This window comes from Thermoactinomyces sp. CICC 10521, assembly GCF_016055135.1.
Classification (GTDB): Bacteria; Bacillota; Bacilli; order Thermoactinomycetales; family Thermoactinomycetaceae; genus Thermoactinomyces_A; species Thermoactinomyces_A daqus.
Map to the genome: position 1 here is coordinate 1 of NZ_JAECVZ010000004.1, position 20,846 is coordinate 20,846.

The 20,846-nt window shown below is 50.0% G+C and carries 19 protein-coding genes and 1 riboswitch; of the genes, 10 read left to right on the plus strand and 9 right to left on the minus strand.

What is annotated here, in order from left to right; all coding sequences use genetic code 11:
• Positions 1-118: 118 nt before the first annotated feature.
• Positions 119-355, plus strand: a complete 237-nt coding sequence (locus I8U17_RS04280) for a pentapeptide repeat-containing protein (RefSeq protein ID WP_370589212.1) — start codon at positions 119-121, stop codon at positions 353-355.
• A 142-nt stretch (positions 356-497) separates the two neighbouring features.
• On the opposite strand, the gene I8U17_RS04285 is transcribed toward I8U17_RS04280, so the two are convergent.
• Together I8U17_RS04285 and I8U17_RS04290 are read right to left on the minus strand one after the other, a co-directional pair.
• Positions 498-1,481 (minus strand): poly-gamma-glutamate hydrolase family protein, encoded by a 984-nt coding sequence (locus I8U17_RS04285; RefSeq protein WP_033100021.1) that lies wholly within the window; start codon positions 1,479-1,481, stop codon positions 498-500.
• Positions 1,482-1,919: 438 nt separating this feature from the next.
• Positions 1,920-2,060: a sporulation protein YjcZ gene (locus I8U17_RS04290; RefSeq protein ID WP_152568486.1), complete on the minus strand. Its 141-nt coding sequence runs from the start codon at positions 2,058-2,060 to the stop codon at positions 1,920-1,922.
• Positions 2,061-2,377: 317 nt separating this feature from the next.
• Here I8U17_RS04290 and I8U17_RS04295 point away from each other — a divergent pair, with 317 nt between their 5' ends.
• Positions 2,378-2,944, plus strand: coding sequence for a methyltransferase family protein (locus I8U17_RS04295; RefSeq protein ID WP_052154014.1), 567 nt, complete (start codon positions 2,378-2,380; stop codon positions 2,942-2,944).
• Positions 2,945-2,953: 9 nt separating this feature from the next.
• Here the strand turns inward: I8U17_RS04295 and I8U17_RS04300 are convergent, their stop codons facing one another.
• Positions 2,954-3,460 carry a hypothetical protein gene (locus I8U17_RS04300; protein ID WP_033100023.1) on the minus strand — a complete coding sequence of 169 codons (507 nt, stop codon included), beginning with the start codon at positions 3,458-3,460 and terminating at the stop codon, positions 2,954-2,956.
• Positions 3,461-3,627: 167 nt separating this feature from the next.
• Between I8U17_RS04300 and I8U17_RS04305 the strand changes: the two genes are divergently transcribed.
• From I8U17_RS04305 to I8U17_RS04315, 3 genes are all read left to right on the plus strand, one after another.
• Positions 3,628-4,242 (plus strand): PH domain-containing protein, encoded by a 615-nt coding sequence (locus I8U17_RS04305; protein WP_198059076.1) that lies wholly within the window; start codon positions 3,628-3,630, stop codon positions 4,240-4,242.
• Positions 4,243-4,464: 222 nt separating this feature from the next.
• Positions 4,465-5,997, plus strand: coding sequence for an acetaldehyde dehydrogenase ExaC (gene exaC, locus I8U17_RS04310; RefSeq protein ID WP_052154015.1), 1,533 nt, complete (start codon positions 4,465-4,467; stop codon positions 5,995-5,997).
• 14 nt (positions 5,998-6,011) lie between these two features.
• On the plus strand, positions 6,012-6,386 hold the full coding sequence (locus I8U17_RS04315) for a DUF779 domain-containing protein (protein WP_033100024.1): 375 nt from the start codon (positions 6,012-6,014) through the stop codon (positions 6,384-6,386).
• Positions 6,387-6,480: 94 nt separating this feature from the next.
• Here the strand turns inward: I8U17_RS04315 and I8U17_RS04320 are convergent, their stop codons facing one another.
• From I8U17_RS04320 to I8U17_RS04340, 5 genes are all read right to left on the minus strand, one after another.
• Positions 6,481-7,398 carry a PIG-L deacetylase family protein gene (locus I8U17_RS04320; RefSeq protein ID WP_033100025.1) on the minus strand — a complete coding sequence of 306 codons (918 nt, stop codon included), beginning with the start codon at positions 7,396-7,398 and terminating at the stop codon, positions 6,481-6,483.
• A 299-nt stretch (positions 7,399-7,697) separates the two neighbouring features.
• Positions 7,698-8,339: a YjgB family protein gene (locus tag I8U17_RS04325; RefSeq protein WP_052154016.1), complete on the minus strand. Its 642-nt coding sequence runs from the start codon at positions 8,337-8,339 to the stop codon at positions 7,698-7,700.
• Positions 8,340-8,471: 132 nt separating this feature from the next.
• Positions 8,472-10,319 (minus strand): PTS fructose transporter subunit IIABC, encoded by a 1,848-nt coding sequence (locus I8U17_RS04330; RefSeq protein WP_033100026.1) that lies wholly within the window; start codon positions 10,317-10,319, stop codon positions 8,472-8,474.
• A gap of 80 nt (positions 10,320-10,399) precedes the next feature.
• Complete coding sequence (gene pfkB, locus I8U17_RS04335; protein WP_198059077.1) at positions 10,400-11,341, minus strand: 1-phosphofructokinase; 942 nt, start codon at positions 11,339-11,341, stop codon at positions 10,400-10,402.
• Positions 11,338-12,093: a DeoR/GlpR family DNA-binding transcription regulator gene (locus tag I8U17_RS04340; RefSeq protein ID WP_033100028.1), complete on the minus strand. Its 756-nt coding sequence runs from the start codon at positions 12,091-12,093 to the stop codon at positions 11,338-11,340. Before I8U17_RS04340 ends, pfkB begins: the two co-directional genes overlap by 4 nt.
• A gap of 490 nt (positions 12,094-12,583) precedes the next feature.
• Between I8U17_RS04340 and I8U17_RS04345 the strand changes: the two genes are divergently transcribed.
• From I8U17_RS04345 to I8U17_RS04365, 5 genes are all read left to right on the plus strand, one after another.
• Positions 12,584-12,775 carry a hypothetical protein gene (locus I8U17_RS04345; RefSeq protein ID WP_033100029.1) on the plus strand — a complete coding sequence of 64 codons (192 nt, stop codon included), beginning with the start codon at positions 12,584-12,586 and terminating at the stop codon, positions 12,773-12,775.
• Complete coding sequence (locus tag I8U17_RS04350) at positions 12,760-13,107, plus strand: DUF2085 domain-containing protein (RefSeq protein ID WP_232330906.1); 348 nt, start codon at positions 12,760-12,762, stop codon at positions 13,105-13,107. Before I8U17_RS04345 ends, I8U17_RS04350 begins: the two co-directional genes overlap by 16 nt.
• Before the next feature lie 337 nt (positions 13,108-13,444).
• The gene (locus I8U17_RS04355; protein WP_198055830.1) at positions 13,445-14,770 is read left to right on the plus strand and encodes a helix-turn-helix domain-containing protein; all 1,326 of its coding nucleotides are present in this window, start codon (positions 13,445-13,447) and stop codon (positions 14,768-14,770) included.
• Positions 14,771-14,824: 54 nt separating this feature from the next.
• Positions 14,825-14,933, plus strand: a riboswitch (SAM riboswitch).
• A gap of 135 nt (positions 14,934-15,068) precedes the next feature.
• Positions 15,069-18,455, plus strand: a complete 3,387-nt coding sequence (gene metH / locus I8U17_RS04360; RefSeq protein WP_232330916.1) for a methionine synthase — start codon at positions 15,069-15,071, stop codon at positions 18,453-18,455.
• 14 nt (positions 18,456-18,469) lie between these two features.
• The gene (locus I8U17_RS04365; protein WP_198059079.1) at positions 18,470-20,341 is read left to right on the plus strand and encodes a bifunctional homocysteine S-methyltransferase/methylenetetrahydrofolate reductase; all 1,872 of its coding nucleotides are present in this window, start codon (positions 18,470-18,472) and stop codon (positions 20,339-20,341) included.
• Positions 20,342-20,554: 213 nt separating this feature from the next.
• On the opposite strand, the gene I8U17_RS04370 is transcribed toward I8U17_RS04365, so the two are convergent.
• Positions 20,555-20,728, minus strand: coding sequence for a hypothetical protein (locus tag I8U17_RS04370; protein ID WP_160173812.1), 174 nt, complete (start codon positions 20,726-20,728; stop codon positions 20,555-20,557).
• Positions 20,729-20,846: the final 118 nt, after the last annotated feature.

The window sequence follows — 20,846 nt, forward strand, 5'->3', positions numbered from 1 at the left end:
GAAGAAATTTGGCGGTATTATTCGAAGGGGATTTATTCGACGGGGAGTGGGTCAATTCTTTTTCGGCGATCCTGGGTCAATTATAGACCGGCGGTAACATGATTTCTATAAAGCGGATGTGTCTTATGTAGATTTTACAAATGCCGATGCTCAAAATGCAAGGTTTGCTAAATGTGAGTGTATTGAAACCGTGTTCGCCAAAACGGATTTGACGAATGCCAGCCTTTTTGATCATGCGGATTTCCGTGAAAAAGTATTAATATTGGTACTCCCGAAAATCCGATACTTCGAAGATGAAAAAGCAAGAGAGTGGTTAATCAGCTACAGTCTCACAGCAGGGGAAAAGAACGGATAACGGAGGGAGTCTCAGGCCGGCGAGCCTAGGGACTGAGGAGCAAACAGATGAAGCGGGCGAGGTTTGCCGTTTGATTGATAGCATGAAGATCTCCTTACAGAAAAACACGCATGGATGAGAAAGTCCCATGCATGTTTTGGTTTTAATAGACAAGGCCTCCGTAGATCCAGGAGGGGTGTCCAGAAACGTTCACGATTTTTATTTTATAGTAGCCGGTTGGGAGGCCGGTGGAATAGCTGAACCGTTTGTGGCCAACAGCTTCGGCCGAGTGGGATAACACGAGTTTTCCGTTTTGGTCATAAAAATCAAAGCGAATTTTTTCTTTTTGGCTCGGATCAATGGGGCTTTGGACGCCTTTCAGGTAATCGTCGCCGGTCAGATAAAACGGATTGCCACCGTTGAGCCAAATGGAGTTGGAAAAGTTGTCGCTCCCAAATTCATAGGTTCTGCCATCCGGATGGGAAGAGGAGGCAGAGATGGCTGCACGGACGGCATCAGCAAATTTTTGCATCTTGGCAGAATCGTTCAGGAGCTCATCGCGCTGGGCTGTGGTGAGTTCCATCTGCGCTCCTTGGAGAATCCGATTCTTATTGGCGATGTTTTCCGGGTGGTTCCCGTTGAGATTGTCAGGGGCATTCTCGACACGGAAACCGGCGGCAGTCAACCGCTCTGAGAGATTGCTCATTAAATTTTGGTTGAGTCCTCCCATGTAAACGATTTTTTCCGTGCCCTTGGCTCCATGGAGAGAAACGATGCGGTTTTTTTGTGCCGTCATTTGCAGGGCGGTTGGTTCATCGTAGTGGGAAGCGGTTAAATGTAAATCGTTCCGGTCATCGTTATTGGTGTCTTTATAAATGTTGGCCTTAAATATGTAGTAACTGTAATCGTCCTGCGCGATTGCTTTTGCCAGTTGATCGGTTCCCTTCTCGATCCTTCCGCCATGAATGGCCAGAATCAGCACATCGTTTGGTTTCGACTGGGTTTCAATCGTATAATCCGTGCCCTGTTTATAGTGCGATGACAGTTCCGCATAATTGGCATAGATATCGGTTGCAGCCAGGGCTTGCGGGACTGATGGCCAGAAGACGGCCAATGAAGAAAGAAGAGGCAAAATGAATTTTTTCATCCGAATCTCCTTTCATTTATTTATGAATGATAAAAGTATAATATATTTTTTAATTCTGATAAATACATGTTGTTCAGTTGATGAAAAATGTTCAAAATTCATGCTGGCAGCGTTTTCGCCGCAAGTCGGCATGTTTGTGTTGAAAAATTCATGGCCGGCAGGAATGTCATCAAACAGACGAAAGGATGTTGGATGGCCGGAAATATCCTGGCCCCAACATCCCTTGAGGAAATGTCTGACCGATGGTTGAGAACTCGGCAGGAGGTTGTTTTTGAGTCACAAGTCCCGACTGATGCGGGAAATGTTTTTGAAGGAGGAAAAATGGGTCGCGACTTTGCAAATTGTGACAAAGATCGGCTTAATTCGGATTTGGCGTGGCTATTGCATGATACGGGAGGGAATCCGGTGCGAAGTTCATTTGTGTAGCTGTTTTTCTAATTAACATCCAAATCCTCCGCAGATAAAGACAAAGATCGTGGCGATGACGAGCAGGAAGATCAGCAGGCTTCTCCAGCCAAATCCGTAACCGTAGCACGACCCGTAACAGGAACTGTAACACGAACCGCATGAAGCACCCATTCGTTTCACCCCCTAACGGTAATTTCGGTATATCATATTTGACCATGACAAAAAACGACTGTGCATTCTCCTATTTTTTGTAAAAAATGTCCTGGCAGGGGAAGAGGGAGGCTGTTCACAAGCTTAAAAGCAATTGGAGAAGTCCGGCGAGGAGGGGAAATGAAGGGGATCAGTGTGTGGGATGGAAAGACGGCGCCGGCGTTGCAAGTGTGGTTAAATGGTTTTGAAAACCTTGGGGCAATTTTCTGCCGGTTTGTCGTATGATTGAATTAAGCCAGCGGCGGTTGAGGATATCCATTGGATTTGGGGAGAAGAATATGAATTTTGTTCATTTGAACCTGATCTGTTGGGGAATCTTTATCCTGGCCTGGATCGGCGGAGCGATTTACAATCATTATCATGCTCCGGCCGTGCAGCAAAGGCGCCTCCAGTTTGACTGGATGATCCTTCTGCTTTTCTGGGGTGTGATCCAGTACATTGCTGTCCGGTATCCGGGAGCTTTGGCTTTTCACCTTCTCTGGTTGCAGGTTGTCGGCGCGGTTCTGCTGGCTGGGTCGACGTTGTTCACTTTATGGGCCAGATGGAAACTGGGGAAAATGTGGGCATCGGTCGCAGTGGTTAAAGAGGCTCACCGATTATGCACGGAAGGGCCGTACCGAATCACGAGGCATCCGATTTATACCGGAATTATCGGGATGGTGCTTGGCTCTGCGCTCTCGACCGGGGCTGGTGTCTTATTCCTGGGCTTTCTCGGGATTCTGATCCTTTTCCTGATCCGTATTCGTATTGAAGAGAGGTTGATGGTTCAAACGTTTGGTGAACAGTATCTGGAATACAAAAAACGTGTTCCCCGACTTATTCCCGGTTTAAAATGGAGAAAATGACCGCATCCGTTATCGAAGCAGTTCTTTAAAGCCGGAGATGACGATTTCGATGGCTTCGATGATCGTATGAATGTCTTCGGAAGCGCGCGTTTTTTTCAGCCGGTCGCCGCAACTGACAAAACAGTCGGATAAATGGCTGATGGCAGTTGCCACCTCTTCTGCCATCGGGTCGGAGTCATCGAGGAAACCATTCTCCCATAACTGATCGAGCATGGCATCCAACTCCAGTACTTCCTCATATGCTTCGTCCACATAAGTCCGGTCCAGCAGCGCGTTGATCACTTCCCTCGTCACTTCATCCAATTCAAAACTGTTGATCTCCAGATCCATTTCCCCGAGCATGTGGCTCAATTGTTGCGCCGTTTTTAACACCTGCCCAGTCTCCGATTGATTTTCCCTCATGATTTGCAATGATTGTTCAAGTTTTTCGATCACCCATTGGACCCTGTCCGGCAAATCGGTCAGCTGTGCCCAATACCGTTTGTCCAAATGCACGGGTGGCAACGGATCGTTCACGGTGAATGCCTCCTCTCTCCTGCTTGGTTCCGCTTTTTGCCATGATCCTCAACTTACAAGACGGAGTCAGAACGGATCAGCATGGCAGGTGATACTGACAAATTGTGTTATAATGATTTTGGAATAGAATGACAATGTTTTGATTTCAAATGGGAAAGGTTGATCCGATGTTTGGAAAAGTTGCCGCCGATGTGTTGGGAATCAGTGATGTCGGAAGTGTGATCAAGCCGGAAAATTACGATAAGGTGGACACAGACGATTATGTGCTTCATGAAGATGGCGAGAAAATTTTCTTTCTCATCAAGTCAAAATCGGATGAGTACTGTTTTACGAACAAAGCCCTGATTCATTTGGATGGTACCAGTGCCACGAGCAAAAAGCGGATGCTTCATCGCTATGATTACCATGCTCACAAAATCGCCAATGTGATGCTGGAAACAGCCGGTTCGATTGATCTGGATATTGAGATCAAGTTTACCATGGGTTCCAAACAATATACAATCGATGTGCACAAAAAGCATCTTGAGGAACTTAAGGATTTATACAAAGCGCTGGTGAAGATTGCGGAACTCTCGCGTGAAAACGAGATTCTTCTGGCATTTGCCAAACAGAGTCTGGAATTGGCCTCCACCACCTTAAGTTCGTTCAAGAATGATGATAACAATTTGGTCGAACAGTTTAAAGGACTGAACCAGGCGGCATTTAACTGGCTCGTCGAGACCCGGGAGAAATACCATGTGAAAGACTTTGGCTTTGTGTTTGAACGCTATATCAACAACTGACACAGGCAGGCCCGCCGCATTTTGGCGGGTGGTTTTTATATCTTTTGCTCTCTTTGGCCCCTGTTTGTATGTGGGACAAATCCATATTTTAAAATGAATGAATTTTTTAAATAAATTTCCTTATTGGGCAGGAATTTTTGAATCTATTGCTAAATAATAATTATATTGTTGTTCAGCAGTTCATGGTTGGTTTGCAAAAAAAGCTGAGGGAGGAAGCCGCTGATGAGTGTGAAGTTATCCGGTTTTAAAGCGCCAAATACCGAAGGAAGCCTGCTTCATTACAAGCCGCGATACGAGAACTTTATCGGGGGAGAGTGGGTTCCGCCGCTCGGCGGGGAGTATTTTGACAATCCGTCTCCGATCAATGGCAAGGTGTTCACCAAAGTGCCGCGCTCTCAAAAGGAAGACATCGATCTGGCATTGGAAAAAGCGCACCAGGCAAAAGAAAAATGGGGAAACACTTCCGTCGCGGAACGAAGCAATATCCTTTTGAAAATTGCTGATCGTCTCGAAGAAAACCTGGAAAAGTTAGCGCTTTCAGAAACGTGGGATAACGGAAAACCGATCCGTGAAACACTGAATGCGGACCTTCCACTGGCAATTGATCATTTTCGCTATTTTGCCGGCGTGATTCGCGGGGAAGAGGGCGGCGTTTCCGAAATCGATGCCAATACGCTCTCCCTTCATATCAAAGAACCGGTCGGCGTTGTGGGCCAGATCATCCCTTGGAATTTTCCGCTGCTCATGGCGGCATGGAAACTGGCTCCCGCTCTGGCTGCCGGCAATTGCGTGGTGTTAAAGCCGGCCGAACAGACTCCGGCTACCGTCCTTCTGTTTGTGGAACTGATCGCTGATCTGCTGCCGCCCGGCGTGCTTAATGTGGTCAACGGATTTGGTCCCGAAGCCGGCCAGCCGCTCGCCACCTCGCCGAAAGTGGGGAAAGTGGCCTTTACGGGTGAGACGACCACCGGACGCCTGATTATGCAGTACGCTTCGGAAAATATTGTTCCGGTCACGCTGGAACTCGGGGGGAAATCGCCCAACATCTTCACGGAAAGCGTGCTGGCACAAGATGATGACTTCCTCGATAAAGCCCTGGAAGGATTTACGATGTTCGCCTTGAACCAGGGGGAAGTCTGCACCTGTCCGTCCCGGGCCCTGATTCAGGAGTCGATTTACGAAGAATTTATCGAACGGGCTATGGAACGCGTGAAGAAAATTAAAATGGGGGACCCGCTCGACCCCGAAACGATGATGGGAGCACAAGCTTCCAACGACCAGTATGAAAAGATCCTGAACTATATCCAGCTCGGCCGCGAAGAGGGAGCCAAATGCCTGACGGGTGGAAAGCCGTACAAGAACGACAAGTACCCCGACGGCTATTACATTGAGCCAACCGTGTTTGTCGGCCACAACAAAATGCGGATTTTCCAGGAGGAAATCTTTGGCCCCGTCGTTTCGGTGACGACGTTTAAGGATGAAAAGCAATTGCTCGAAATCGCCAATGACACGCTCTACGGCTTGGGTGCCGGTGTCTGGACACGGGATGCGCATCAGGCTTATCAGATTGCCAGACGGATTCAGGCCGGGCGCGTCTGGGTGAACTGCTACCATCTCTACCCGGCACACGCGGCCTTTGGCGGATACAAACAATCGGGAATCGGACGGGAAACGCATAAAATGATGCTGGAACATTATCGCCAAACGAAAAATCTCCTGATTTCCTATGATAAAAAGCCGATGGGCTTCTTTTAAGGACAGTGGAGGACATGGAAACAGTCAAACGCGTTCTGGTTACGCCCGAGGCGAAAAAGGTTATTGATCAGCTGAGCAAGCAGCATGGAAAGCTGATGTTTCACCAGAGCGGCGGTTGTTGTGACGGCTCCTCTCCCATGTGTTTTAAAGAAGGAACTTTTCGGATCGGAAGCAGCGATGTCCGACTGGGCGAGATTGCCGGATGTCCTTTTTATATGTCCCGTTCCCAGTTTGAATACTGGAAACATACCCAGTTAACCGTTGATGTTGTCAAAGGGAGAGGGGCTTCCTTTTCATTGGAGATTCCGCTGGGGGTTCGGTTTGTCATCCGTTCGAGGCTGTTTACGGAGGAAGAGTTCGCCCGGTTGGAACCGATTCAAAATGGATAAAGCACTGTTGAAAAAAAGGCGATCTGCTCCTGATCAGGGCGGATCGCCTTTTTTCGGGAAAAGCCACCCGCGAGATGAGGAGGTGGCTTTGCAACTATAATGGAACTTTTTTTGTATAAGGTTTTTTCATCAGCATATCAAATTCAATCGGAACACTGTGGTAACCGATCGCATAAAGCCCTTCTGTCGGCTTCCAGATGTTATAGGCTTTGCACGCCCGAAGAAGGATGGCTTTATCGGCCGGATTGCGGAGAACAACCATCTGGCTTCCGGGAACCTTCACTTTCATGATCCGGTCAGTTGTGATCGAGAGATAGGCGACCCAGTGCTTGACGATGTGTTCCCGGAACAGATCATCCATAACCCGGCCGCACATGGCATGGTCAGGATGAACATCATAGCGGGACATCGTTTTAAAGGTTGCATCGGGGAACTTTTTGGCATATGACGCCATAATGGCTCTTACCTGACTGTACAGAAAATTATCGTTTACCACATTGTATACCCGAATTCTGTCCTTGGGAATGCCAAAAGCGGCAGCAGCCAGGTAAAATTCACGAAGGCGCGCATCCCCGAATTCTTTGCGGGTGAGCCATCCGTCTTTGTAATGTTCCTTATAGGGATCGTGATAGGATTTGTACAGATTGTCTTTTAATTTTTTTCCGGCCAATTCTGCACGATTGGATTCAATGTCGTAGGCTCCGTTGATCCGTTCACGTGCAAACGAATGGCTTCCCGGCGACATCAGCACCAGATATACTTCTTTTCCCGCCCGAATGTCGTTAATGAGCGGAACCCCCATGGTCAAAACTTCATCATCAGCATGGGGAGAGAAGTAGATCACAACATTCTTGGAAGGCACCGGTTTTGGCGCAGCAGGTTTTACTGCTTCCATCGCCCGCGTTGCGGCTGCTTGTTCCCCGTAGGTTTTGTATTTGTGCATTGACATCACGGCGACGACCAGTCCTGCTGCCACCAGGGGGATCGATAAAATGAAAAGCCATTTTTTCATCTGATCACCACACTTAAGTGAAATGTCTATCTAAAAAAACCGGCCTTTCCTTGTAGAAACCCATTCATTGCATTGTCGTGCCAAAAGATAGATTTAGACATTGGTCGGGTAAATCCCTATCAAATATTTTAGCGGGAAACCAATGAGATATATAGAATTTTATATGCCTAAATATGACAGATTCATGAATGATGGATTATAATTTTATTAAAGATAAAGATTTCAACCAAGAGCAGGGCGTGGGTTTTCTTCCGGTGAAACCTGAAGGCGGGAAGGAAACACCACGCCCCGCATTTTTGTCAGCCGGCCATATTATTGACTGCGGCCGGGGGATAGAAGACGGAATAATGATCCAGATGCGTCGAACCGGAGATTGGTTCATTAAAAATAAATTTTAATTGATATTTGGAATTCACCTTGTAAACGAGGATTTTTTGGTGGCTGATGCTGTTGACGGATGAAGGCCGGCCCAATGTTTCGGTGATGTCCCGGTACGTGAGCTTTTGGATTTCCGCAGAGTAGGAGCGAATGTCAAAAATCTGCAACCCGTGATTGAAGCCAAAAGCAAGGCCTTGTTTTTTATAAGTATCATAAATCCCTTTTCCCGCCGACTCGGTCGTGTCCGGATTTCCCAAGGCTTGATGAACATCGGAATCGATGAGGGATTTGCCGCAAATAAAGCGGTAATGCAAAATCTTCCCCTGCTGGGCGCGCTGTTTGATCTCCAGAACGAGAGCTTTGTTTTTGGCATTGATCGGTGCGGGTTTGTCGCCCGGAGTGGATTGTTGAGGAGAGGGGGTCTGCTGGTGGGAGGGTGGGACGGATGAGGCAGGGGGAGCGGGCTTCGGTTCCGGGGTCGGGGCTTTTTCATGCCCGGTGCAGCCGGTGATAAGGAGAAAACTGATCACCGCCAGGGAGAAAACCTTTCTTTTAAAGGGCATCACAGAACATCTCCATTCATTTGAAAATGATGCATTACAACCCAATAATATCCCATTTTCCTTTTATTTACAATCTTTTGTCAATTTCAAAGGAGAAAAAATACCCCCGCGAACGAGGGCCGGATTCTTGGTTTATTGCACTTTTTTCTTCCAGATTCCGAGCATTGCCGCCGTAACGGCAGAGCCGATGAGAATCGCGAGAATATAGAGCAGTGGTTTGTTGACGAGCGGAATCACGAACAGTCCGCCGTGGGGGGCAGGCAGATGAATGCCGAACAACATGCTGAGCGCGCCGGCGATGGAAGAGCCGATGATACAGCTGGCGATGACGCGTACCGGATCGGCTGCGGCAAACGGGATTGCTCCTTCTGTAATAAAGGAAGCACCCAGCAAATAGTTGGTCAGGCCGGATTTACGCTCGGCATCGGTAAATTTGTGTTTAAAGAAAGTGGTTGCCAGCGCAATGCCCAGCGGCGGTACCATTCCGCCGGCCATGACGGCTGCATGCGGAAGCTGGTTTCCGGTCTGCAGTGCGGCCAGTCCGAAGGTGAAAGCCGCTTTATTGATCGGGCCGCCCATGTCCACGGCCATCATGCCGCCCAGAATCAAGCCGAGGATGGCCGCGTTGGTTCCGCTGAGGCTGCCCAGCCAGGAAGTGAGCGTTTTGTTGAGCAGAACCGCCGGTCCGTTAATGACAGTGATCATCAGGATACCTGTAATCATGATTCCAAATAAGGGATATAAGAGAACCGGTTTGATCCCTTCCAGTTGCTGAGGCAGGATCGAAAACACCTTTTTCAGGCCCACGACGACATAACCGGCCAAAAATCCGGCAATCAGGCCGCCGAGAAAGCCCGCACCCGCGTTTGCCGCCAGAAAACCGCCGACAGCACCAGGAGCAAAACCGGGACGGTCGGCTATGCTGGAGGCGATAAAACCAGCCAGAATCGGCACGATGAAATGAAAAGCTCCATCCGCCCCGCCGATTTGATTCAAGATTTGGGCGATCGGCCCATTCGCGTGAATTCCGCCAAATGCGAATGAAAGCGCAATCAAAATTCCTCCGCCGACAACAAAGGGAAGCATGTTGCTGACCCCGTTCATCAGGTGGCGGTAAAAGCCGAGCCGCTGTTTTCCCGTTGTTTCCTTTTCGACGTTTCCCCGCCCCTGATAAATGGGTGCATCCTGTTTCAAAGCTCGTTCAAGGAGCGCTTTTGCTTTGTGAATTCCATCAGCGACGGGTACCTGAAGCACGTGTTTTCCGGCGAACCGGTCCATTTCCACCTGCTTGTCCGCTGCGACGATAATGGCGGTGGCCTGTTCAATTTCCGCCGGGGTCAGGCGATTTTTGATCCCGGTGGATCCGTTGGTTTCCACTTTGATCCTGATGCCCATCTCCGCTGCTTTGGCCTTGAGGGCATCAGCCGCCATGTAGGTATGGGCGATTCCGGTCGGGCAAGCGGTGACGGCAAGGATCAGTTTTTCCGGTTCTGTTTGTTCTTCTATGCTGTCTTCCTCCTCCTGATCCGCTTCTTTGTTATTGATTAAAGCGATCACTTCCTTTGCTGTCCCGGCCTGATTCAGTTTTTCGCGGAAGTCATGATCCATCAGCAATACCGACAGGCGGGATAATGTTTCCAGATGAGTTTCATCAGCCCCTTCCGGAGCGGCGATCATAAAGAAGAGACGGGCAGGCTGTCCGTCCAGGGATTCATAGTCAATCCCTTTCAGGCTCCGTCCGAAACAGATGGCGGGAGTTTTTACCGCCTTGGTTTTGGCGTGCGGGATGGCAATTCCCTCGCCGATCCCCGTCGATCCTTGAGCTTCCCGTTTCAAAATGGCCTGCTTGTATTCTTCACGGTCATGCAAGCGGCCGGCTCCGTCCAGCTTTTCGACCAGTTCATCAATGACAGCGCTTTTATCGCCGGCCCGGAGTTCCATGATGATCGTATCCTCTTTTAGCAGATCCGTAATCTTCATCGTAGGGCACCTCCCTGAAAGTATCGGTTCCCGGTTTTATCAGCCACTGAAGGGGATAAAACCGGGTGATTGGTCAGTTGCTAAATTGCTCCCAAATCAATGGGATGGACGACCGGCTTGATTTTCACTTGCGGAAGTAGCTGTTCCACTTGGTTTTTGGTGCACAAATCGGAAGAGAAAGCAGTTGCGCTTCCGGCAGCGATGCCGCATCGGAACGATTCCAGAAGATCCCCCGTCCGGACGTAGGTGGACAGAAAACCGGCAACCAGCGAATCGCCGGCCCCGACAGAATTGATCACTTTTCCTTGTGGGACAGTGGCTTGAAAGGTTCCCTCTTCCGCAAAGAGGAGCGCACCCGCCCCGGCCATGGAGACGATCACGTGTCGGGCCCCCTGCTCAAGCAGTTGGTGTCCATAGGGAAGAATCTCCATGGCATTGGTCAGGGTAACGCCGAACAGTTCCCCCAGTTCATGATGATTCGGTTTGATCAAAAAAGGGCGATGGACGATCACCTTGCCGAGTGCTTCACCGGAGGCATCGACAACCACTTTGACTCCCCGCGGGCTGAGGATCCCGGTCAGATCTTCATACAGACCGGCGGGCAGGGAGCGCGGAATGCTGCCGGCAAGAACGAGCACATCTCCTTCAGCGAGTGCGTTCAGTTTTTCCCGAAGCAGGGCAATCTGTTCTTCGCTGATGGAAGGCCCTTGCCCGTTGATTTCAGTTTCGCCGTCTTCCGTCTTCAGTTTGATGTTGATGCGCGAGTCACCGTCTACCCGGATAAAATCGGTTCCGATTCCTTCCTCGTGCAAAGTGTCGCGGATGAAAGCGCCCGTAAATCCGCCGATAAAGCCGAGGGCCGTTGTCTCCGCTCCCAGCCGGCTGAGGACGCGGGAGACGTTAATCCCTTTTCCTCCGGGAAATTTCTGCTCTTTCTGCATCCGGTTGAGTCCGTTCAGCTGAAAAGATGGTACGTTGACCACAAGATCGATTGATGGATTGAGGGTTACGGTATAAATCATGGCGTTCCAACCTCGATTACATAAGTTTTGTTTTCATAGGCTGCCCGGCTTTCTTCAGGAATCCGGCTTGTTACAAGAACAGCCTCTTCGATCTCGGCGAATTGGGCAAAGGAGATTTCGGCAAATTTGCTCTGATCAGCCAGGACATAGGTTTGGCCGGACAGGGTGCGGGCCAATCTTTTCAACCGGGCTTCCTCGGGATCGGGAGTGGTATACCCCATTTCCGGGTGAATTCCGTTTACCCCCAAAAAACAACGGTCAAAGCGAAAGTGGCGGAGTTGATCGAGTGCCATGCTTCCGATCACTGCCTTGGTAGACGCTTTTACCATTCCGCCCAGAATATGGCATTTGATGTTGGTGGCATCCATCCGGTCAAGATGGGAAAGACCGTTGGTGACCACAACGATTTGTTTGCCGGACAGATAAGGGATGAGCTCCCCGACCGTGCTTCCGGCGTCAAGATAGATGCAGTCTCCATCTTCCACCAAGGTGGCGGCATGCCGTGCGATCGCTTTCTTTTCTTCCAGGTTTTTCGCGAACTTTTCCGCGATGCTGGGCTCGGAACCTTTGCCCTGAAGCAGGGCAGCGCCGCCGTGGACGCGTTTTAACAGCTTGAGTTTTTCCAATTCAATCAGGTCGCGGCGAACCGTCGATTCAGAAGCCTGGGTAGCGTCTACCAACTCCTGCACTTTGACAACGCCCTGTTGTTTTAACATTGTCAGAATCAATTGATGCCGCTGTGGAGTCAACAATTTTGATCACCTCATGAGTTCACCTTTATAATAACGAAAACCCTTTCAAAAAACAATCATTATCTATCAAAATCATTCAATTTCATTCAAAAACATTCGCTGTAATTGCCGGGCTTGCATCACAGCAGGCTTGTTAAATTGCATGACTTTGGAGGGGATTTTTTGAGTTCCGGGCTCTTTCCGCCTTGCTTGCACTATTTCTGAAATGGGCAACTTGCTTTATTCTAGGAAGTGGAGAATTCCTGCATTAAAGCGAGTTAAAGGGGATTTTGAGAAAGATTATAAACACCAACAGCAAATGGCTGTAAAGGGGAAAATCGTGTGTTTTTTGTGCAGCTTACTTTAAATCTCATTTTATATTTGTCGGCCGGCGTGCTTTTTTATAAACAGCAATGGATGGCAGGGGGGATTTTGCTGGCGGCTGCCGTCTTGTTTTCGTTGTTTTGGGGTTACTGTTATTGTCGGAGGAGGAAGCGGAAAAAAGGAAAAAATGACTGCACTGTCTGTGATTCCTGTGATTGTTTACCGATGGATTGCCCTGATTGCAATTGCCATCATTTTCATAAAAATGTGCCGGAATGCAATTGCCATCATTTTAATTGTGATGGGCCGGATTGCGACTGCGATATGCCCAATTGCAGCTGTCATTAGCGGGGAGGGAAAAGGATGGGATGGTGGATGAAGTGGGCGGAATGCGTTCCTTGTCACCGGCGTCCGGAGCGCTGTTTGCGCATCAGGGGAAAACCGATGCCGATTTGTGCCCGCTGTTTCAGTATCCTGCTCGGGTATGGGCTGATCCCGGTGTTCTTCTTTATGCCGCTGCGGTTGCCATGGTATCTGGGAATCATCAGCCAGATTCCGATGCTGGTTGACGGTTTTACGCAAAAATGGGGCTGGCGCGAAAGCAACAATCTTCTCCGCGTGATCACGGGACTTATCAGCGGGGGAGGGTTGTCGCTGCTGGCGGTGGCGGGAGAGCGATTTGTGGTCACTGCCGCAGAACGGGTATTTTGAGCGGATCATGCATATCAATATCCTGATTTACTGTTCGGCAAATTTTACCGTTCAGCTCCAATCTTAAAAGTGGAAAAAACGCACCAAATCTTTGTTTTCGGGTTTGTTCAGTACTTGAAACGGGAGCACCTGGGCGATGGTAATCCAAAGAACGAATCATGTTGAAATTGTGAAAGATTGACCGGGATGTCCAGATGCACCCGGCTTTTTCTTTCAGGTTTTCGACTGGAAAAAATTACACTCCTATATATGGTAATTTTTATTTATTCATTTCTTTATAAAATAAAATAGATGAAGTAATATAGAAATAACAAGTATTCCGAAAGGGAGATCGCCGATGAATGTGATTGAAATGAGTGAAATTGGCAAATTCATCCGTAAAGTGCGCAAAGAACGTGGCTTGCGGCTCGAGGACCTGGCTGATGAGCATATTTCCACGGCGACGATCAGCAATATCGAACGCGGGGTTCCCCATGTAAATAAAGATAAAGTTTTGTATTTAATGAGTAAATTAGGTCTTGATTTAAGTGAAATTCCTGAAATGATCGAAAAAGACAGCGAAAGCTTGGAAAGTATGCAGGTAAAGTTTACGGCGATCGAGACGATGATCGGACTGGGCAATCCCGGACGGGCGCAAGTACTGTTATCCAATATTTCGGAGGAAACGTTTTCCCGGCACCAGGCGACCATTCATTATTTAAAGGGCAGAATTTACGCAGCCAAAAAGGATTGGCGCAAAGCCGAAAGGGAACTGAGCGAAGCGATTCGCCTTGCCTATCAGGACCCCTACTCTCCCAAAAGCAATCTGGAAGCGGTGAGCTATTGCGGTCTGGCACAGTGCCGCGCAACCCACAAGGATTATGAACAGGCGCTGAAATATGTGGAACGCGGTCTGGAAGCATGCCGGGAGCAAAACGAAAGCCCGGAGCAAATTCAGTTTCAGCTGTCCCTGAACCGCGTGATCTATCTGGAGAAACTAGGCCGGATTGATGAAGCGCTTAAGAATCTCGACGAGCTTTGGCAGTATCAATCCGAGATCCAGAACAAAGAGATGGTCATCCAGATGTATTCGCTGAAAGCCGGGCTGTTAAGACGGATGAAGATGTACCATGATGCCATCCGTTATGCCCGTGAAGGGGCGATGATGGCGATGTCCAGCAAAGATTATGATGAGATGTTCCGTCTGTGGAACATTTTGGGTACGTCGTACAAGGAGATTTCCCAGCTGGAGGATGCTGAATCCTGCTTTTTGTTTCTCCTTGAATTAAGTGATCATGTTTCCAATAAAGATGAGGTTGTCCGCGTTCATTGTTCCCTGGGCCATATATACATGTTGCAGGGCAAATTTAACGAGGCTCGCGAAGTGCTGGAGAAGGCGCTCGGCTGGACCGAAAAGTCGCATGATCCCTTTGAGAAGAGTACCGCCTTGCTGATGCTGGGGCAACTGATGAAGAAGATGAAGCACTATACGGATGCCGTTGAGTATTTTAAACGGGCAGTTCAAGTGGCAGTGAAATATAAATTTAAAAAGCGAATCTATCTGATTTATTATGAATTGGCCGATTGCTGTGAAGAAATGGGGGATCTTGAGGGATTCAAAGATGCGACCGAGAAAATGTATCGCGCCAAAAAAGAGATGGAGAAAGAAGAATTATTCTTTTAAATGAGTTGACATAAAACGAAATCATTTATATATTATTTAAATAATTAAAAAGATCTCTTATCCAGAGTGGCGGAGGGACTGGCCCGAAGAAGCCCGGCAACCTGTTGGTTAATCCAATGTGGTGCCAATTCCAGCAGAGAGGACCTTCTCTGAAAGATGAGAGCAATAACCTGGCAAACACACGCCTTCATCTTTCGGAGATGAAGGTGTTTTTATTTTTTACAGGGATGTGGACATTGTGGAAAAAACAGCGATTCACAAACGATTGCAAGAGAAGATTTTGATTCTTGACGGTGCGATGGGGACCATGTTGCAGCGGGCGAACCTGACAGCGCAAGACTTCGGCGGAGAGGAATGGGACGGTTGCAATGAGATGTTGAACCTGACGCGCCCCGATGTGATCCGCTCGATTCATGAAGCTTACTATGAAGCCGGAGCCGATATCGTCGAAACCAATACATTCGGAGCGACACCAACGGTTTTGTCCGAATACGGATTGGAGCAGCGCACGGAAGAGATCAATCTGGCTGCGGCCCGTCTCGCCGTGGAAGCGCGGGATCAATGGTCTACCCCGGATTGGCCGCGCTATGTGGCCGGAGCGATGGGGCCAACGACCAAAACATTGTCGGTTACCGGGGGAACAACCTTTGAGCAGCTGACGGAAGGGTATTATCTTCAGGCCAAGGCGTTGATCGAGGGCGGTGTTGATCTGCTTCTCCTGGAAACCTCGCAGGACACGCTTAATGTAAAGGCTGGCGGAATCGGCATTCAGCGGGCTTTTGCCGAGACGGGAAAACAGGTTCCGCTGATCATTTCCGGCACGATCGAACCGATGGGCACGATGCTGGCCGGGCAGAACATCGAAGCGTTTTACCTTTCGATCCAACATTTGAATCCATTGGCTGTCGGGTTGAATTGTGCGACCGGTCCCGAATTTATGACGGATCACATCCGTACGCTGTCCGGGTTGTCGCAGGCTGCGGTCAGCTGTTATCCCAATGCCGGGCTGCCGGATGAGAACGGCAACTATCTGGAAGCGCCGGAACAGCTGGCCCGGAAGCTGGCGGAGTTTGCCGAGGCGGGCTGGCTCAATTTGGCAGGTGGTTGTTGCGGGACCACCCCCGATCATATCCGGGCGATTGCCGGGGCGCTGCGGGACAAGAAACCGCGCCGGCCTGTTCCTTCCTATCTTCCGGCAGTCTCGGGAATTGAACCCGTTTATCTGGAAGAGGACAACCGGCCGATACTCGTCGGGGAAAGAACCAATGTGATCGGTTCGCGCAAATTTAAGCAGTTGATCATTGAGGGCAAGTATGAAGAGGCATCGGAAATCGCCCGCAAGCAAGTGAAGGGCGGAGCACAGGTGATCGACGTTTGTCTGGCCGATCCCGACCGGGATGAACTTCAGGATATGGAGCGCTTTCTCTCTTTTGTGACGAAGAAGATCAAAGCCCCGCTCATGATCGATTCGACCGATGGACAAGTGATTGAACGGGCGCTTCAATATTCTCAGGGAAAAGCGATCATCAACTCGATCAATCTGGAGGAAGGGGAAAAGCGGTTTAACGAAGTGGTTCCGCTGATTCATCGTTATGGCGCCGCGGTTGTCGTCGGCACGATTGATGAAGAGGGGATGGCGGTCACGGCAGAGCGAAAATTGGAGGTGGCCCGACGTTCCTTTGATTTGCTGGTCAAGCGGCATGGACTGCGGCCTGAGGATCTCATCTTTGACCCTCTCGTATTTCCGGTGGGGACGGGCGATGAACAATACATCGGATCGGCCAGGGAGACGGTGGAAGGAATCAGGCGGATTAAGGAAGCGATGCCGTCGTGTTCGACCATTCTCGGGATCTCCAATGTGTCGTTCGGGTTGCCGGCAGCCGGGCGCGAAGTGCTGAATGCCGTCTTTCTTTATGAGTGTACCAAAGCCGGACTTGACTATGCGATCGTCAATACGGAAAAGTTGGAACGCTACGCTTCGATCCCGGATGAAGAGAAGCGTCTGGCGGAGCGGTTGCTCTTTGAGACCAATCATGAAAACTATGATGCCGTTTTGGCTGAGTTCACCTCTTTTTACCGCTCGAAGAAAGTGGAAGCAAAACAACCCCTGGAACACTTCACCCTGGAAGAGCGGCTGGCCCGATATGTCGTCGAAGGGAGCAAAGACGGGTTGTTTGAGGATTTGGATCAGGCCTTGGCCAAATACTCCCCGCTCGATATTATCAACGGCCCATTGATGGCCGGCATGGATGAAGTGGGACGCCTTTTTAACGACAATCAGTTGATCGTCGCCGAAGTGCTGCAAAGCGCGGAAGTGATGAAAGCGTCGGTCGCCTATCTTGAGCCGCATATGGATCAGGTGGAAACGCACACCCGGGGGACGATCATGCTGGCCACTGTCAAAGGCGACGTGCACGATATCGGGAAAAACCTGGTGGAGATCATTCTGGCCAACAATGGTTACAAAGTGATCAATCTGGGGATCAAAGTGCCGCCACAGCAATTGATTGAGACCTATTGGAAAGAGAAACCCGATTTGATCGGGCTGTCCGGGCTGCTGGTAAAATCGGCTCAGCAGATGGTGGTCACAGCACAGGATTTGAAAAAGGCCAATATCAATGTGCCCATTTTGGTGGGGGGGGCCGCGCTCACCCGCAAGTTTACGGAAACGAGGATTGCCCCTGAATACGATGGGGCAGTTGTTTACGCCAAAGATGCCATGAACGGTCTGGAACTGGCCAATCGTTTGATGAATCCGGAAGAGCGGATTCGCCTCCGGTCGGAGTTAAACGAGAAGCAGCGGGCAGCACAGGCAAAAGCAGGCGAATCTGGAGCGGGAGCGGTTACCATGACGCTGGTGAAAAGCAGTGTTGACCGCAAGGCGCCGATTTTTGTCCCGCCGGATTTGGAGCAGCACATTTACCGTGATTACCCGCTTTCCCATTTGCGTCCGTATATCAATGAACAAATGCTTCTGGGCAAACACCTTGGCCTCAGCGGCAACGTCGAACAATTGCTCCGGTCGGGAAATGAGAAGGCGGTTGAATTAAAACAATATGTGGATCACCTGATTGATCGCTCTGCACGGGAAGGGCTTTTGAAACCGCAGGGGATGTACCGGTTTTTCCCGGCGCAATCGGTTGGCAATGATATTCTCATCTATGACCCGGCCGATCCCTCCCGTGTGCTTGAACGCTTTTCTTTCCCACGGCAGACAGCATCGCCCTATCTTTGTCTGGCTGATTACGTTCGCCCTGTTGAATCGGGAGAGATGGATTATGTCGGGTTTTTGGCAGTGACAGCCGGCGGCAATGTGCGTGAATTGGCCGAAAGATGGAAAGATCAAGGCAATTATCTCGATTCCCATCTTTTGCAGGTGCTCGCCCTGGAGATGGCAGAGGCGTTTGCCGAGCATTTGCATCAGGTGATGCGCAAGGTCTGGGGCTTTCCCGATCCTGCTTCGATGACAATGAAAGAGAGATTCGCCGCAAAATATCAAGGGATTCGCGTATCGTTCGGTTATCCGGCCTGCCCGGATCTGGAGGATCAGGCTAAGCTGTTCCGCTTGCTGAAACCGGAACAAATCGGTGTCGCTTTAACGGACGGTTTTATGATGGAACCGGAAGCTTCCGTCTCTGCCATGGTATTTGCCCATCCGGAAGCCAGATATTTTAATGCGAGGTAAGGAGGAAAAGAGAAATGCGCAAACCGGGGCTGCTGGAACAGCTGAAGTCTTCTTTGATCGTGGGGGATGGAGCCCTTACCACTTACCTGTACCAGCTGGGAGTTTCGATCGGCCATTGCTCTGAAGAGCTGGTGCTCAGTAACCCCTCCCTGATCAGCGAAGTGCATCAGGCTTATTACGAAGCGGGAGCGCGGGTGATTGAAACGCACACCTACGGGGCAAACCGTGAGCGGTTAACCCGCTATGGGCTGGACAACAAAGTGATTCGGATGAATCGGGAAGCTGTCAAGATCGCGCGCGATTCCGTCGGGGATGATGCTTATGTGATCGGGGCGATCGGTTCGATTTGCGCCGGGCGGGTTCCGGTGTTTGATGAAGAGGAATATCGCGCGATGTATGAAGAGCAGGCGACAGCGCTGCTGCTGGCCGGAGTGGACGGCATTTTGCTGGAAACCTTTTTGGATTTGAAGGAAATCTTGCTGGCGGTCGAGGTGATCCGTCCGCTCACCTCATTGCCGATCATCGCTCAACTCTCCATGCTGGAAGTAGGCAGAACCAGGGATGCCTATACGCTTACAGAGGCTTTCGGGCTTCTGGCGGAACGGGGGGCCGATGGAGTCGGGCTCAATTGCCGGCTCGGACCGATGGAGATTTTGCGCGCGCTGGAAAAAACGATCGTGCCTGAGGGGATGATCCTCACTTCCTTTCCCAACGCCGGACGGCTGGGCATGAGCGAAGGAAAGCTGCATTACAAGTCTTCGCCGGATTATTTTGAGGAAACTGCCCATCTTCTGGTGGATCAGGGTGTCAGTCTTCTCGGGGGATGTTGCGGGACGACTCCGGATCACATCCGCAAACTGGCGGCGGCTTTGGAGGGGAGAGAAAAGGTAAAACGGACAAACCCTTCTTCCGATGCCATTTATGACGGGGCGGTTGAATCGATTGCCGTTCGCGCACGGTCCAATCCCCATGTCGTCGATAAGGTGAAAAGCGGCCGGGCCATTATTTGCGAATTTGATCCGCCGAAAGATCTGGACATTTCTCAGTTTTTGCTTGGGGCTGAACGGCTCCACCGCGCCGGCGTGGATGCGATCACGATGGCCGACAATTCCCTGGCGACGGCAAGGATGAGCAATTTGGCTTTGGGCGCAATTTTACGGGATCGCCTTGGCATTGATCCGCTTCTGCATGTCGCCTGTCGCGATCGGAATCTGTTGGGCCAGCAGTCACATTTGATGGGCATTCATGCATTGGGGATCGATCAGATTCTGGTGATTACGGGGGACCCGACACGGATCGGCGATTTGCCGGGGGCCAGCTCCATTTATGACTTGTCTTCGATCGAACTGATCCGCATGGTGAAGCAGCTGAATGAAGGTATTTCTTTTTCGGGGAGAAAGCTGAAGCAGAAAGCGCGCTTTGTGGTGGGAGCAGCCTTTAATCCCCATGTGCGCAATCTGGATGCGGCAGTGAAGCGGCTGATGAAAAAGGTGGAGGCGGGTGCGGATTTTATCATGACCCAGCCGGTTTATGACGAGCAGGGGGCCCTTAATCTTTATGAAGCGACCAAGGGGATCGGCATCCCGGTATTCATCGGGGTGATGCCTTTAATCGGCTACCGCAATGCGCTTTTCCTCCATCATGAGGTGCCGGGAATCAAGATCCCGGAATCGGTGTTGAAACGGATGGAAGCGACGAAAGACAACAAAGAGGCGGGGAGAGAAGAAGGGATTCAGGTGGCGAAAGAGCTGCTGGAAGTGATTTTGGATAAGTTTTCCGGAATATATCTTATCACTCCCTTTTCATACTGGAGGATGACGGAAGAATTAACCCGGTTTATCCGCTTGAGAGATCATCAGGCCCGGAGGAAACTCGCCAGCAGATAAAAATGGCCATGTCTTGCCGCTACAGCTTCAAAAAAAACTGCCGCCCGGAAGGGGAGGCAGTTCAGATTTCCAAAACCAAAATCAAAACGGAGAGAGAAAGGCAATGAAGCGATGCTGAAAAGCAGATGCTTCATCTATGCAAAGGGGGCGCAAATTTTGTGTCCCCTGTTTTCATGGAATGATGGAAAACAATAAAGAGCATTGGTTAAACGCTTAATCCTTCTTTTTGATGGAGACACCGCGGGAGAGCTGGTCGAGAAACATCTCTCTTGCGATCTTGAGAAAAGCTCGTTTCACCGCGGGACGAACCCGCCGTTGCAAGACACGGTATTTGTAACTCAGACGCCTTTCAGCGATTGTTTTTGCTTGCCCAACTCGGTTAGTCACCATCCGTCCCTCCTTTAAACAGGTTATTTGACAATCATGACCCTGATTTCCTCCCGGTCGACATAATCAGTCAAATTACCTGTTCATTAGACAAAATTATTCCCGGATCAGGACGGAA